This window comes from Citreimonas salinaria (assembly GCF_900107235.1).
Lineage (GTDB): Bacteria > Pseudomonadota > Alphaproteobacteria > Rhodobacterales > Rhodobacteraceae > Citreimonas > Citreimonas salinaria.
This window is the reverse complement of record NZ_FNPF01000007.1, coordinates 18,510-31,928: the sequence shown is the minus strand read 5'-3', so window position 1 is coordinate 31,928 and position 13,419 is coordinate 18,510. Positions and strand designations below refer to the sequence as shown.

At 66.6% G+C, this 13,419-nt stretch carries 13 protein-coding genes; 4 read left to right on the top strand and 9 right to left on the bottom strand.

Translation table 11 applies throughout. The annotated features are described in order from the left end of the window. Nucleotides 1-9 precede the first annotated feature (9 nt). On the bottom strand, nucleotides 10-711 hold the full coding sequence (locus tag BLW27_RS10415) for a response regulator (RefSeq protein WP_089882989.1): 702 nt from the start codon (nucleotides 709-711) through the stop codon (nucleotides 10-12). Next, nucleotides 708-1,211, bottom strand: a complete 504-nt coding sequence (locus tag BLW27_RS10410; protein WP_089882987.1) for a MarR family winged helix-turn-helix transcriptional regulator — start codon at nucleotides 1,209-1,211, stop codon at nucleotides 708-710. The genes BLW27_RS10415 and BLW27_RS10410 overlap by 4 nt, the downstream gene beginning before the upstream one ends. Nucleotides 1,212-1,361: 150 nt before the next feature. Here BLW27_RS10410 and BLW27_RS10405 point away from each other — a divergent pair, with 150 nt between their 5' ends. After that, nucleotides 1,362-2,234, top strand: a complete 873-nt coding sequence (locus BLW27_RS10405; protein ID WP_089882985.1) for a branched-chain amino acid aminotransferase — start codon at nucleotides 1,362-1,364, stop codon at nucleotides 2,232-2,234. 103 nt (nucleotides 2,235-2,337) lie between these two features. On the opposite strand, the gene BLW27_RS10400 is transcribed toward BLW27_RS10405, so the two are convergent. The 6 genes from BLW27_RS10400 to BLW27_RS10375 form a co-directional block, all read right to left on the bottom strand. Further along, the gene (locus BLW27_RS10400) at nucleotides 2,338-3,585 is read right to left on the bottom strand and encodes a PAS domain-containing protein (RefSeq protein WP_089882983.1); all 1,248 of its coding nucleotides are present in this window, start codon (nucleotides 3,583-3,585) and stop codon (nucleotides 2,338-2,340) included. Nucleotides 3,586-3,699: 114 nt separating this feature from the next. Further along, on the bottom strand, nucleotides 3,700-4,893 hold the full coding sequence (locus tag BLW27_RS10395) for an ABC transporter permease (RefSeq protein WP_089882981.1): 1,194 nt from the start codon (nucleotides 4,891-4,893) through the stop codon (nucleotides 3,700-3,702). A 3-nt stretch (nucleotides 4,894-4,896) separates the two neighbouring features. Next, on the bottom strand, nucleotides 4,897-6,681 hold the full coding sequence (locus tag BLW27_RS10390; protein WP_089882979.1) for an ABC transporter permease: 1,785 nt from the start codon (nucleotides 6,679-6,681) through the stop codon (nucleotides 4,897-4,899). Nucleotides 6,682-6,684: 3 nt separating this feature from the next. Further along, nucleotides 6,685-6,972 carry a DUF1330 domain-containing protein gene (locus BLW27_RS10385; protein WP_089882977.1) on the bottom strand — a complete coding sequence of 96 codons (288 nt, stop codon included), beginning with the start codon at nucleotides 6,970-6,972 and terminating at the stop codon, nucleotides 6,685-6,687. 183 nt (nucleotides 6,973-7,155) lie between these two features. Continuing rightward, the gene (locus BLW27_RS10380; RefSeq protein ID WP_089882975.1) at nucleotides 7,156-8,277 is read right to left on the bottom strand and encodes an extracellular solute-binding protein; all 1,122 of its coding nucleotides are present in this window, start codon (nucleotides 8,275-8,277) and stop codon (nucleotides 7,156-7,158) included. Nucleotides 8,278-8,392: 115 nt separating this feature from the next. Beyond that, the gene (locus BLW27_RS10375) at nucleotides 8,393-9,496 is read right to left on the bottom strand and encodes an ABC transporter ATP-binding protein (RefSeq protein ID WP_089883251.1); all 1,104 of its coding nucleotides are present in this window, start codon (nucleotides 9,494-9,496) and stop codon (nucleotides 8,393-8,395) included. A 388-nt stretch (nucleotides 9,497-9,884) separates the two neighbouring features. Here BLW27_RS10375 and BLW27_RS10370 point away from each other — a divergent pair, with 388 nt between their 5' ends. Genes BLW27_RS10370 through BLW27_RS10360 form a run of 3 tightly spaced genes read left to right on the top strand, consistent with a single transcriptional unit; the run spans nucleotide 9,885 to nucleotide 12,879 of the window. Next, nucleotides 9,885-11,081 (top strand): M24 family metallopeptidase, encoded by a 1,197-nt coding sequence (locus BLW27_RS10370; protein WP_089882973.1) that lies wholly within the window; start codon nucleotides 9,885-9,887, stop codon nucleotides 11,079-11,081. After that, nucleotides 11,039-12,238, top strand: coding sequence for an acetylornithine deacetylase (argE, locus tag BLW27_RS10365; protein ID WP_089882972.1), 1,200 nt, complete (start codon nucleotides 11,039-11,041; stop codon nucleotides 12,236-12,238). The genes BLW27_RS10370 and argE overlap by 43 nt, the downstream gene beginning before the upstream one ends. After that, nucleotides 12,235-12,879 (top strand): GntR family transcriptional regulator, encoded by a 645-nt coding sequence (locus BLW27_RS10360; RefSeq protein WP_089882970.1) that lies wholly within the window; start codon nucleotides 12,235-12,237, stop codon nucleotides 12,877-12,879. The genes argE and BLW27_RS10360 overlap by 4 nt, the downstream gene beginning before the upstream one ends. Here BLW27_RS10360 and BLW27_RS10355 read toward each other — a convergent pair. Further along, nucleotides 12,876-13,406 carry a L,D-transpeptidase family protein gene (locus BLW27_RS10355; RefSeq protein WP_089882968.1) on the bottom strand — a complete coding sequence of 177 codons (531 nt, stop codon included), beginning with the start codon at nucleotides 13,404-13,406 and terminating at the stop codon, nucleotides 12,876-12,878. The two genes, BLW27_RS10360 and BLW27_RS10355, sit on opposite strands and share 4 nt — an antisense overlap. Nucleotides 13,407-13,419 lie beyond the last annotated feature (13 nt).

Genomic DNA, 13,419 nt, shown 5'->3' with positions numbered 1-13,419 from the left:
GGGCAACCGTCAATCCGGCGCCAGCATGTAGCCCGACCCGCGCACGGTCTGCAGGTAACGCGGGCTTTTCGGGTCGGATTCGAGCTTGCGCCGCAGGCGGGTGATCTGCACGTCCACGGCGCGCTCCTGCGCCTGACCGTCGCCGCGGCCCAGTTCCTCGACCAGTTGCGCGCGGCTGATCGCCTCGCCGGGGCGGGCCGAGAAGATGCGCATCAGGTGCGCCTCGGTCGCGGTCAGGCGCACAGGTTCGTCGCCCTGCCAAAGCTCTCCACGCTCGGTGTCGTAGCGGATGCCGCCGAGGCTGAGCAGGTTGGGCACGGTCGGTGCTGCGGGCGGTTCGGGGATGCGCCGCAGGATGGCGTTGATCCGCAGCAGCAGTTCCTTGGGCTCGAATGGCTTGGGCAGGTAATCGTCGGCGCCGGCCTCGAGCCCCTTGATCCGGTCCTCGGTCTCGGCCCGGGCGGTCAGCAGCAGGATCGGCGTGGTCGAGCGATCGCGGATCGCGCGGGTCAGGCTGACGCCGTCCTCACCCGGCATCATGACGTCGAGCACGATCATGTCGAAGTCGAGGCCCTGCAGCAACCGACGGGCGTGGCCGGCATCGCGCGCGGCGCTGACCAGGAAGCCGTGGCGGATCAGGAACTTCTGCAGCAGCGTCCGGATGCGTTCGTCGTCGTCGACGATCAGCAGATGCGCGTCGGCTCCGATCATCCGCGGCCCTCCCGCAGGCGTTCGTACTGGCGCCGCATCTCGGGGTCCATCATCGCCTCGAGCACGCGGCGGAAGCCGGCCACCGCCTCGGGGCCGGCATCGCGGAAGGCGGCGCGCAGGCGTGCGCGCTGCACCTCGGACAGCTCGCGTTCCAGCGCCTCTCCTTCGGGGGTCAGGTAGAGGTGGCGCTCGCGCTTGTCTACTCGGCCCACGCGGCTTTCGACCAGGCCGTCGCCGATCAGGGTGCGCAGCACGCGGTTGAGCGATTGCTTCGTCACGCCCAGCGTGGTCAGCAGGTTGTTGACCGTCGTGCCGGGCGCGCCGTGGATGAAATGCAGCGCGCGGTGATGCGCGCGGCCATAGCTGAGCGAGGCGAGGATGCGGTCGGGATCGGCGGTGAAGCCGCGATACGCGAAGAACATCGCCTCGGCCCCCTGGCGCAACTGTTCGTCGGTCAGGTAAAGCAGGGTCTCGCCCTGCATCTTGCGCGCCTCGGTCATGCTGCCCCGCGGTTCCGGTCCCGAGAGTGATTTTATGTCAGTCTTGTTGACATTCCAAGCCCGAACTGGTACCGAGTCTCAGTTTTCGCGCAACTTTACGTCCGATCCGGTCATATCGTGCGCAACAAGTGAAAAGCTAGGGAGCGCGGGATGGCAGACGCAGCCTACGACGATCGTGACGGAAAGATCTGGATGGACGGAACGCTGACCGACTGGCGTTCGGCCAACGTGCACGTGCTCAGCCACGCGCTGCATTACGCTAGCTCGGTTTTCGAAGGCGAGCGCGCCTATGGCGGCAAGATCTTCCTGTCGCGCAAGCACTCCGAGCGGCTGCATTTCTCGGCCGGCGAACTGGACTTCGAGATCCCCTTCTCGGTCGACGAGATCGAGGCGGCCAAGGCGCAGGTGCTGGAAGCCAACGGCCTGACAGACGCGTATGTGCGCGCGGTCGCGTGGCGCGGCGCGGGGCCGGACATGGGCGTCGCCTCGCGGCGCAACCCGGTGCGGCTGGCGATCGCGGCGTGGGAATGGGGCAGCTATTACGGCGACGCCAAGATGAAGGGCGCGAAGCTGGACATCGCGAAGTGGAAGCGCCCCTCGCCGGAGACGATCCCGGTTCACGCCAAGGCGGCGGGGCTTTACATGATCTGCACCACGTCCAAGCACGCGGCCGAGGCCAAGGGCTGCTCGGACGCGCTGTTCATGGATTACCGCGGCTACGTTGCCGAGGCGACAGGGGCGAACATCTTCTTCGTGAAGGACGGCGAGGTGCATACGCCCAAGCCCGATTGCTTCCTGAACGGCCTGACGCGCCAGACGGTGATCGGCATGCTGCACGACCGCCAGATCAAGGTCCACGAGCGCCACATCATGCCCGACGAGATGGAAGGCTTCGAGCAGTGCTGGCTGACCGGCACCGCAGCCGAGGTCACGCCGGTGGGGCAGATCGGCGATTTCCGGTTCGAGGTCGGGCCGCTCACCCGCGACATCGCCACGAGCTACGAGGCGCTGGTACGCGTCTGACAGGCCTGCTGTCCCCAGTGGCGCGCCGGGCGAACGATTGATGACCGAAGAAGGGCGCTGCGGCGCCCTTCGCTGTTCTTGGGCGGCCTGCGCCGATGCCCGGCTAGACCAGCGCGCGCAGCATCGCGGTGTTGCTCTGGATCACGGCGTTCAACTCGACGATCCGCGCCAGCCGCTTCTCGATCTCGTTCTGGCAGGCGTCCAGCTGTTCGACGATGCCACCGAGCGCCGTTCCCTGATCGGACAGCGTCGCGCTTTCGATCTTGCACATCATCCGGGTCGAGCTGAGACCGGTCACGTACCGCTTCATGTCCAGCACGCTGCGGCCGAAGCGCATCGCCTCGGTCTCGACGCTGCCCAGCGAGTCGCGCGTCTGCTTCAGGAAGTCCGCACGCAGGTCGACAATCGTCGCACGCTCCCGATCGAGGTCGTGACCGGGCATTGAGTCCACGTCGGCCCGCGTCAGGGTCTCGGAGACTTCCTGCTGCAGCGCCGCCGCGAAGCCGAGGAACTGGCTGTTCAGGATCGCGTCGCGGATACGCGCGAAGACGCAGGTATCGCCATCGACGAAGGTGTTCACCCAGGTCGACATCTCTTCCAGCATCTGACTGTAATTGACCGAAATCGCGCTGATCGGGCCGCCGGCGTTTTCCAGACGCGAGGCGATGATGCGCATGTTCATCGGGACGGTCCGGATCGCGTTGAACGCCTCGGTCATCTCGGCGGTCTCGACCTGCACGTCGGCAATTCCGCGCGACATGGTCAGCAAACGCTTCTGCACCTGTTCCAGCGGCTCGCCCATCGCCTTGGCGCGCGCCTCGAACTCGGCCGCGATGGCGGCCGCCTGGAAGGTCTGGTAGCTTGCGTAGCCCAGTTCCCGCACGCGCTCCAGCAGCAACTCGGCGCTTTGCTGCGGGGTGAGGCCGTCCTCGCGTTCGGCCTTGAGAAGGTCGGCGTAGATGGCGGCGACGGTTTCGCGCATCGGCGAGGTGGGCTTCAGGCGGATCGAAATGTAGCCGTCGTTCCACGGCGCCACCAGGGCGAAGACCCAGTAATACCCGCCCGACTTGTCGCGGTTCTTGACGTAGGTGCCGACCGGCTTGTCCGCCTTGATCGTGTCCCACATGAATTGGAATACGCCCCTGGGCATGTCGGCATGGCGGATGATCTTGTGCGGGGTGCCGGCCAGCTCGTCCCAGGAATAGCCGGAGATCCGGCGGAAGACGCCGTTGCCGGCCTTGATGACGCCGCGCTTGTCGGTGCGCGAGAAAAACATCTCGTGCACCTGGAAGGAAATCTCTCCGACCGTGCTGCGTGCCTCGGCCGCAAAACCTGGATTCAATTCCGTCATGCTGTCCTCGTTCAAACGGGTTGCCGCACAATCCGACGGAAGGTTTAGGAAAAAATGAAGGGCCGCGCGGTATCTCCACCGCACGGCCCCAGAATGGCCGGAAAGCCTGCCGCGTCAGCCCGGCGACAGGCCGCGCAGACGCTCGGACCGGCGGCGCAGAAGCTCGACCGTTGTCAACAGCACGATCGAGATGCCGACGAGGATTGTCGCGACCGCCAGGATCGTGGGCGAGATCTGTTCGCGCAGGCCCGTGAACATCTGCCACGGCAACGTCTGCTGGTTGGCCGAGCCCACGAACAGCACCACGACCACCTCGTCGAACGAGGTGATGAAGGCGAACAGCCCGCCCGAGATCACGCCCGGCAGGATCAGCGGCATCTGCACCCGGAAGAACGTCGTGACCGGGTTCGCGCCCATGTTCGCCGCCGCCCGCGTCAGCGACCGGTCGAAGCCCACCAGAGTGGCGGTGACGGTGATGATGACGAAGGGAATGCCCAGCGCCGCATGCGCCAGGACCACGCCGACATAGGTGCCCTGAAGCCCGATGCGCGAGTAGAAGAAGTACATCCCCGCAGCCGAGATGATCAGCGGCACGATCATCGGCGAGATCAGGATGGCCATGATCGCCTGCCGGAACGGGACGTGCGGCTGACTGAGGCCGATGGCCGCCAGCGTGCCGAAGCCCACGGCGAGAAGCGTCGCCACCGGCGCGATCATCAGCGAGTTGCGCAGCGCCTGCTGCCACTCGGCGGAGCTGAAGAAGTCGCGATAGTGGCGCAGCGAATACCCGGCCGGGTCGAAGGACAGCATTTCCGGCGTGAAGGTGAAGAAGTTCTCGGCGTTGAAGCTCAGAGGCATGACCACGAGGATCGGCGTGATCAGGAAGACGAAGATCGCGCCGCAGATCACCCTGAAGCTGTAATGCCACAGGACCTGCCCGCCGGTCAGGTAGGGTGGCAGGAACATCCGGTAGCGACCGCGGCCGATCCAGTAGATGAACCACCCGAGGAACCACCCGAACAGTCCCCCGAGGACCAGGCCGGGTGCGCCGCCGACGAGGAAGCCGGCGACGAGGAACAGCGCGATGCAACCCCACTTGAAGCCTTTCTCGTTCTTGACCCCGGCCAGACTCAGCGCAACCCATGCCAGCGCGGCGCACAGGACGAAGCCGATCACGACGCCCAGCAGGCCCGAACCCTGCGCGGTGCCGACGAAGAGCCCGAAGAAGGCCCCCGCGCCGCCCACGACAGGCAGCGTGAAGGAATAGGGCAGCGTTTTCGTTTCCGTTATGACGACGGTGTCCGACATGCCTCAGCCCCCCAGCTTCACGTTGTCGATGCCCACGATCCTGTCATAGGCCCAGTAAAGCGCCAGCACCACGACCAGAAGGATCGAGCCGAGCGCGGCCGCGAGGCCCCAGTTGAGCGAGGACGAGATGTGGTAGGCGATGCGGTTCGAGATGAACGTGCCGGTCGTGCCCCCGACGATCTCGGGCGTGATGTAGTAGCCGATCGACAGGATGAAGACCAGGATCGACCCCGCGCCGATCCCCGGCACCGATTGCGGGAAGTAGACCCGCCAGAACGTCGTCCAGTTGGTCGCGCCCAGCGACTTCGCGGCGCGCACGTAGCTGGGCGGGATCGTCGACATCACGGAATACATCGGCAGGATCATGAACGGCAGCAGGATGTGCGTCATCGCAACGATCGTGCCGAACTGGTTGTTGATCATCACGAGCCGGCTGCCGTCACCCACCAGGCCCAGCCAGACCAGCACGTCGTTTATCACGCCCTGCTGCTGCAGCATGACCTTCCAGGCGCTGGTGCGCACCAGAAGCGAGGTCCAGAACGGCAGCAGCACGAGGATCATCAGCAGGTTCGCAGTGCGCATCGGCAAGTTCGACAGCAGGTAGGCGATCGGGTAGCCCAGCAGGATGCAGCTGAACGTGATCGTCAGCGACAGGAACATCGTCCGCTGCAGCAACAGGCCGTAGATGCGCTCGTTCTCCGGGCGGAATTCCGGGCCGTCGGGGGTTTTCTGCATGTCCGCGGCGTTCAGGAAGTACCCGGTCGTGTAGGCGGGCGCGTAGGTCTGGATCGTGCGCCACGGGCTTGGTGTGACCCAATCGTCGTCCGACTGCGCGAAAAGGTCGCGGAAGCTTTGCGCCTCGACGTCGGCAAGGCCGGCCTTCAGGTCCACCAGCGCCTGCGCCTGGGGTCCGGAAAACGCGGCCAGCTCGGACTCGGGTGTCTCGGCCAGATCCTGGGCGAGCGCCACGTAGACCGCTTCCCACGGCTCTTCCTCGGCGATGCTGTCCTCTTCCTCGAGCACGGTGATCAGCGCGAAGTCGGCGTAGGCCTCGGACGTGCGAGGCAGCAGGTCGATGACCTCCGCCGAGGGGGTGTACCCGATGTCGATATCCTCGGGCGCGGTCGCGCAGGTGGCGATCGTGGCGCACCACAGGTCGCCCAGCGGGCTGCGCTTGCTTTCGCGGATCAGGGCAAGGATGGCGTCGCGGCGGGTATCCAGGAAATCCTCGCCGCCCTCGCCGGACATCAGCGACAGCCAGTAGCCGGCATCTTCCCACTCGGGCGAGAAATCCTCGATGTACTCGACCTGGTCCTCGCGGAAGTCGTCGAGGTCCCGGCCGGAGCCGCGGAACAGAGAGGACACGCCGGTGTTCTCGTAGTTCAGACGCTGGCCGAGGCGGGTGTGCTGCCGGGCTTCGACAGCCGCGAACAGGTCGTAGTAGAATGCCTCGTAGACCGCCTCGGGCGGCAGCTCGTCGGTGGCCGGGTCCCATTCGGACAGCTGGGAAGTGGTGCGCGGCAGCGTGTCGGACACGATCTGGTTCTCGATCGAGCGGAACAGCATGTCGAGGATCGGCGCGATGAAGGTCACCAGCACGAAGATCAGCAGCGGCGCGATCAGCATCAGCGCCCGCAGCTTCTGCGCGCGCAGCGCGCGCCGCAGAGACTTCTTGAGCGGCGTGCCGTCGGCCGCGAGCACCGGGTTGTTCTTCGCCTCGGCCGCGGCAATGCCCTTCTCGGGCGTCGGCGCGTCGATGGTGTTGGCGTTGGAGGTGGCGTCGCTCATGGCTCAGGTGCCCTCGACTAGGATGATCGTGGAGGTCGCGGTCCGGCGTCGGATCTCGGCGATCTCCTGGTATTCGGGGTCGTGGTAGGCGCGGCGCGCGGTCTCGTAGTCGGGAAATTCAATGACCACGTGACGCTCCTGCGTCTCGCCCTCGGGGGTCTCGGACTGCCCCCCGCGCACGAGGAACTTCGCGCCATAGGATTGCAGCAGCGGCGTGTCGCGCTCGATGTATTCGCGATAGGCCTGCGGGTCGTGCACCGTGATGTGGCCGATGATGTAGCCCTTGGGCATGCCATCCCTTTCCCTGTCCGCGCTCCGCCCCGTCCTTCGACGCGGTGCGGGTCACCTGCCCGTCCGTCCGCTGCCCCCGGCGATGCCGCTGGGCTCGTCGGCGAAGCTTGTTGGTGGGCAGAGCGGGCGGAACCCGCTCTGCCGGTGTCGTTGGCGCCGGGCATCAGGCCCGGCCGGGCGCGCTCAGCGTGCCAGCCACGCCTGGAACTTGGCGTCGATGTCGTCGCGGTAATCCGCCCACCACTCGTAGTTCTGCACGAAGGCGTTGTCCGAGTTGTCCGGGTTGGTCGGCATGTGCGGCGCCATCTCGATCCCCAGTTCCGCGTGGGTCGACACCAGCGGCACCGAGGATGCGCGCGCGGGGCCGTACGAGATGTACTTGGCCTGGTCCGCCAGGCGCTGCGTGTCGGTGGCGAATTTGAGGAAGTGCTCGACCCGGGCCAGCTTCTCGTCCGAGAGGCCCTCGGGGATGATCCAGCCGTCGATGTCGTAGACCTGCGCGTCCCACAGCATCTCGAGCGGCTGGTCCTGCTCGACGATCGCCGAGAAGAAGCGCCCGTTATAGGACGAGCCGATGACCGCTTCCGCGTCCGCCAGGGTCTGGATGCTTTCCGCGGCCGAGGTCCACCAGATCGTCTGGTCCTTGATCGTGTCCAGCTTGTCCAGCGCCTGCTGCTGACCTTCCTCGGTCTCGAGAACGTCATAGATGTCCTCGAAGGCGACGCCGTCGCACATCAGGGCCCATTCCATGTTGTTGATCGGGCGACGCTCGAGCGTGCGGTTGCCCGGGAAATTCTCGGTGTCGAACAGCGCGCAGATGTCCTCGGGGGTGCGGCCTTCCCACTCGTCGACGTCGGTGCGGTAGGCGTTGGTGATCGAGTAGGCAATCTGCGGAACGAAGCAGTCGGACACGATCATGTCACCGAAATCCTCGGTGGCGGGCGTGCCGTCCGGCGCCTCGGCGAGGATCTCGTCATGGTCGACTTCCATCGCCAGGCCCTCGTCGCACAGGCGCATGGCGTCGGCCGCGGTCACGTCCACGAGATCCCAGGTGATGTTGCCGGCCTCGTCCATCGCGCGCAGCTTGGCGACGGCCTCGGGCGAGCTTTCGTCCCAGGTGACGCTGACGCCGGGGTTCTGCTCCATATAAGGCTCGACATAGGCCTTGAGCTGGCTTTCCTGATAGGCGCCGCCCCAGCTGACTATCGTCATGCTGTCGGCCATCTCGACATGGCTTTCGGCGTTCGCGCCGGCAGCAGCGACGGTCAGAGCCGTTGTCGCAAGAAGCGTCTTGGTCAGTTTCATTTCATACTCCCTAGTCACCCGTTTGGCGGATTGGTGGGGCCGGGTCACGGGTAGAGACGGCCGACCCTCAATTTGACCGTGCGCGTCCGATTACGAAGCGCGCGGCAAATGGATCTCAGTGCGCGTCGAGCGCGCGGCAATCTTCCGGCATCCAGCCGATCTCGATGTCCTGACCGGGCTTCAGGCGGACCTGGTCGGGCGCGTTGCGGGTCTTGATGACGAAATCGTCCTTGCCGGCGACCCGGAGGCGCGTACGGAAGATGTCGCCCATGTAGACGAATTCCAGCACTTTGGCCTTGAGCGTGTGGGCGCCCTCGCCCAGGCGGTCCTTGTTGATCTCGACCCGCTCGGGGCGGATCGACACGCGGGTGCGCTCGCCCGGCTTGGTGACGTTGATCGGGTTGGCATCGATCAGTTCGCCGCCGTCGAGCCTGACGGTGCAGCGACCGTCGGCTATGTCCTGGATCGTGCCCTCCAGCGTGTTGTTCTCGCCGATGAACTGCGCGACGAAACTGTTCTGAGGACGCTCGTAGAGCTCGTCCGGGGCGGCCAGTTGCTGGATCCTGCCGTCGTTGAACACGGCGACCCGGTCTGACATGGTCAGCGCCTCGGTCTGGTCGTGGGTCACGTAGACCACGGTGATGCCTAGGTCGTGGGCAAGGTTTGTGATCTCGAACTGCATGTGCTCGCGCAGCTGCTTGTCGAGCGCGCCCAGCGGTTCGTCCATCAGCACGAGCTCGGGCTCGAAGACCAGCGCGCGGGCCAGCGCGATGCGCTGCTGCTGGCCGCCCGAAAGCTGTGCGGGCCGCCGGTTTCCGAATTCGCCCATCTGCACCATGTCGAGCGCGTGCCTGACCTTCTTCTCGCGCTCGGCCTTGCCGATCTTGCGCACCTCGAGCGGGAAGGCGAGGTTCTCGGCCACGGTCATGTGCGGGAAAAGCGCGTAGTTCTGGAACACCATGCCGATCCCGCGCTTGTGCGGGGGAATGTTGTTGATCGACACCCCGTCCAGCAGGATGTCGCCATGCGTCGCCGTCTCGAAGCCCGCCAGCATCATCAGGCAAGTCGTCTTGCCCGAGCCGGAAGGCCCCAGCATGGTCAGGAACTCGCCCTTGGGCATGGACAGGTTGAGGTCTTTCACGACGAGAGTTTCGCCGTCATAGCTTTTCTGAACGCGTTCGAAGGCGACGAACGCTTCGCCGTTTCCCTGTTCGGCCAAGGCAGGCTCCCTGTGATGGTCTGCGGTCTGGTGCCGCGATTGGCCCATAGTAGAGCCTGTCCGCGCCCGCGTTTCAACCGTTAGCATGATTTTCGCCATGCAGACGCCGGCATTCGGGACATTCGGGCAGATTTCGGGCACGAAGCAGGAGGATCACCCGGCCAAAAGCCTTCTTTCGGACAGTCGGGCCAGGCCGGTTGCCCGACGGACCGGCTGGATCCGGGCGCGTTCGCGGGACGGCCTGCCGGTCGTGCGTTGTGCACAGTTCCGCAAAAGGCGCCTGAAAACCCGGCGGCTTTTCCATTGGCGTCGCCCCGATGTCGCTTTCGGACAGCCAGAGCTGTGTACAGCTGAGATAGCTGGAAGGGCAAAACACTCAGAGGCCGCGATGCGCTACCATCGATTTGAGAAGAACCTGCCGTTCACGGATGCCGAGTTCGAGCGCCGGCTGGCGCTTGTGCGCGCCGCCATGGACCGCGCCGGCATCGAGGTCCTCTTCGTCACCGATCCGTCCAACATGGCGTGGATCACCGGCTATGACGGCTGGTCCTTCTACGTCCACCAAGGAGTGCTGGTGTTCCACGATGCGGACCCCGTCTGGTGGGGGCGCAACCAAGACGCCAACGGCGCCGTGCGCACCGTGTGGATGGGCGACGACCGGGTGATCGGCTATGCAGACAACTACGTGCAATCGACCGAGCGTCACCCGATGGACGACCTCGCGCAGCGGCTGATCGGCATGGGGCTGGGCACCACGCGGCTGGGCGTCGAGATGGAGAACTACTACTTCTCGGCGCGGGCCTACATGGCGCTGCACGACGCCCTACCCGGCGCCAAGCTGATCGACGCGACCGCGCTGGTGAACTGGCAGCGCGGCATCAAGTCGGACGAGGAACTGGTCTACATGCGCAAGGCCGCGGCGATCTCGGAAAAGATCGTCGACGGCCTGATGGAGCGCGTCGAGCCCGGTGTGCCGAAGAACGAGGTCGTCGCCGAGATCCAGCGCGACGCGATCATGGGCATCGACGACGACTGGGGCGATTATGCCTCGATCGTGCCGCTTCTGCCATCGGGATCGGACGCCGCAGCACCGCACCTGACCTGGGACGGACGTCCCTTCCAGAAGGGCGAGGCCACGTTCTTCGAAATCTCCGGCTGCTACCGCCGCTATCACGCGCCGTTCTGCCGGACGATCTTCCTCGGCGAGCCCCCCGACATCTTCCGGAGCGCCGAGGCGGCGCTGGTCGAGGGGCTGGAGGCTGGGCTGGACGCCGCGCGCGCCGGCAACCGCGCCCGCGACATCGCCGAGGCGCTGGCCGCGCCGCTGGAGCGCGCCGGGATCGAGCGCGGCGCGCGCTGCGGCTATCCGATCGGGCTGAGCTATCCGCCGGACTGGGGCGAGCGCACGATCTCGCTGCGCGCGGAGGACGAGACCATCCTGGAGCCCGGCATGACCTTCCACTTCATGCCCGGCCTGTGGATGTCCGACTGGGGGCTCGAGATCACCGAATCCATCCTGATCACCGAAAACGGAGCCGCCGAATGCTTCTGCGACAGGCCGAGAAAGATGTACGTCAAGCCGTGAGCGACCTCGACGCGACCGAGTCCATCCTTGGCGACATCGTCGCATATCCCACCGTCTCGGCCGAGCCCAACATCGCCCTGATCGAGCACATGGCCGAACGGCTGGAGGACAGCGGCGCCCGCGTCGAGATCTTCCGCGACGAGACCGGCGGCAAGGCCAACCTGTGGGGCACGATCGGCCCCGAGGGCGACGGCGGCATCGTGCTGTCGGGCCATTCCGACGTGGTGCCCGTGGCAGATCAGGACTGGTCGATGGACCCGTTCGCGCTGACCCGGCGCGACGACCTGCTGTATGGCCGCGGCACCTGCGACATGAAGGGCTTCATCGCCGCCAGCATCGCCATGGCGCCGCATTTCGCAGCACAGACGCTGAAGCGCCCGGTGCACTTCTGCTTCACCCACGACGAAGAGGTCGGCTGTCTGGGCGCGCGGCAGCTCGTGCCGCAGCTTCAGGCGCGCGGAATCCGGCCGTCGATCGCCATCGTGGGCGAGCCGACGACCATGCAGATCATCGAGGGGCACAAGGGCTGCTGCGAGTACACGGCGCGCTTCACCGGGCTGGAGGGCCACGGCTCGGCCCCCGACCGGGGCGTGAACGCGGTGCTCTACGCCGTGCGCTACGTCAATCGCCTGATGGAGCTGGCCGAGGAGCTGAAGCACCGCGCGCCGCGCGACACGCCCTTCGATCCGCCCTGGACCACCGTGAACGTGGGCCGGCTGCACGGCGGCGTCGCGCACAACGTCATCCCCGGCAAGGCCGAGGTGGAATGGGAGATGCGCCCGTCGCAATACGGCGACGCAGAGTTCGTCAAGGAGCAGCTGGCCCAACTGGTTGAGCACGACCTGCTGCCGGCGATGCGCGCGGTGTCGCCTTGGGCCGACATCACCACCGAGGTGATCGGCGAGGTCGTCGGCCTCGAGCCGATGACCGAGAACGCCGCGCGCGACCTGGTGCGCGAGCTGACCGGCGACATGGACGCGCACACCGTGCCCTTCGGCACAGAGGCCGGGCTGTTCCAGGGCATGGGCATGTCCGTCGTAGTCTGCGGCCCCGGCTCGATCGCGCAGGCGCACAAGCCGGACGAGTACATCTCGCGTCCGCAGCTTCAGGCGTGCCTCGACATGCTGCACGGGCTGCGCCGCAGCCTCGCCGCATGACCGAGGCCTCGGCCCGGTTCGACCGCATCTGCGCCACGTTGCGCGACCGGATCTGCCTGCTGGACGCGCCGCCGGGCACCCGTCTGTCCGAAGAGGCGCTGGCGAAGGAGTTCGGCACCTCGCGCACGCCCATCCGCCGCGTTCTGGCGCGGCTCGAGGCCGAGGGTCTCGTGGCGGTCCGGTCCGGCGTGGGGTCGATCGTCACGGATCTCGACCCGACGGAATTCGCGCAGGTCTATGCCTTGCGGCTGGAACTGACGCAACTGGTGGCGGTTCTGGACCCGGTCAAGCCGACGCAGGCGCATGTTGACCGCGTCCAAGGCTTCGTGACGCGGGGCGAGGCTCTGGCCGCCGCGCCCGACGCGCGCGGGTTCGCGACACTCAACCGCGCATTCCACGATTTCGGGCTGTCGCTGACCGCTAACACGGCGCTGCGCGAAGTCGCCGAGCGGCTGTATCTGCGTACGGCGCGGATCTGGCTGCAGGCGGTGGCGCACATGGACCTGGCGCAGGAATGCGCGATCTTTGCCGAGGAAATCCGCCAGACCCATGAAGCGCTTCGTGCCGGCGACGTGCAGGCGGCCGCGCTGATCCGGCGCGCGCATATCTCGATGAGCGCGGCCCGGCTGGCCCGGATCTAGTCTCCGCGCCGCACTGCGCCGCCCGTGGCGCGACGCCCGTCCAGCGCCTGCGGCACGATCAGGCGTGTGCCGGGATGGATCAGTTCGGCGATCCGGTGCAGGTGATCGCGGCGGAAGGCGACGCAGCCCGCCGTAGGGAAGCCGGGCCTCCGCCACCGGTGCAGGAAGATGGCCGAGCCGCGCCCGCGCTCGGCGCGCGGCCAGTTCCAGTCGGTCAGGATGACCAGGTCGTAAAGCGGGTCGGGGCGCCGCAGCATTTCGTGGCTGCCGGCATAGGGCGCGCGGACCATGAGGTTGTACGCCTCGTCGTCCACGTCGTCGGACCACAGGTCCGAGGGCCCGATCGGCTCCGCCCAATCGGCGGGCCGCGCGATCCGGTCGGGACGGTAGAGCAGTCCCACGATCCGGTGCACGCCCGCCGGCGTCGCGCCGTCGCCCTCGCGCTTGTCGGCGCGCACGCCGCCGCGCCCGATCGTGCAGGGCCAGAGCCGCCCGCGAAACCGTAGCCCCTCCGGCGTCAGCACCATGTCGGTACTGCGG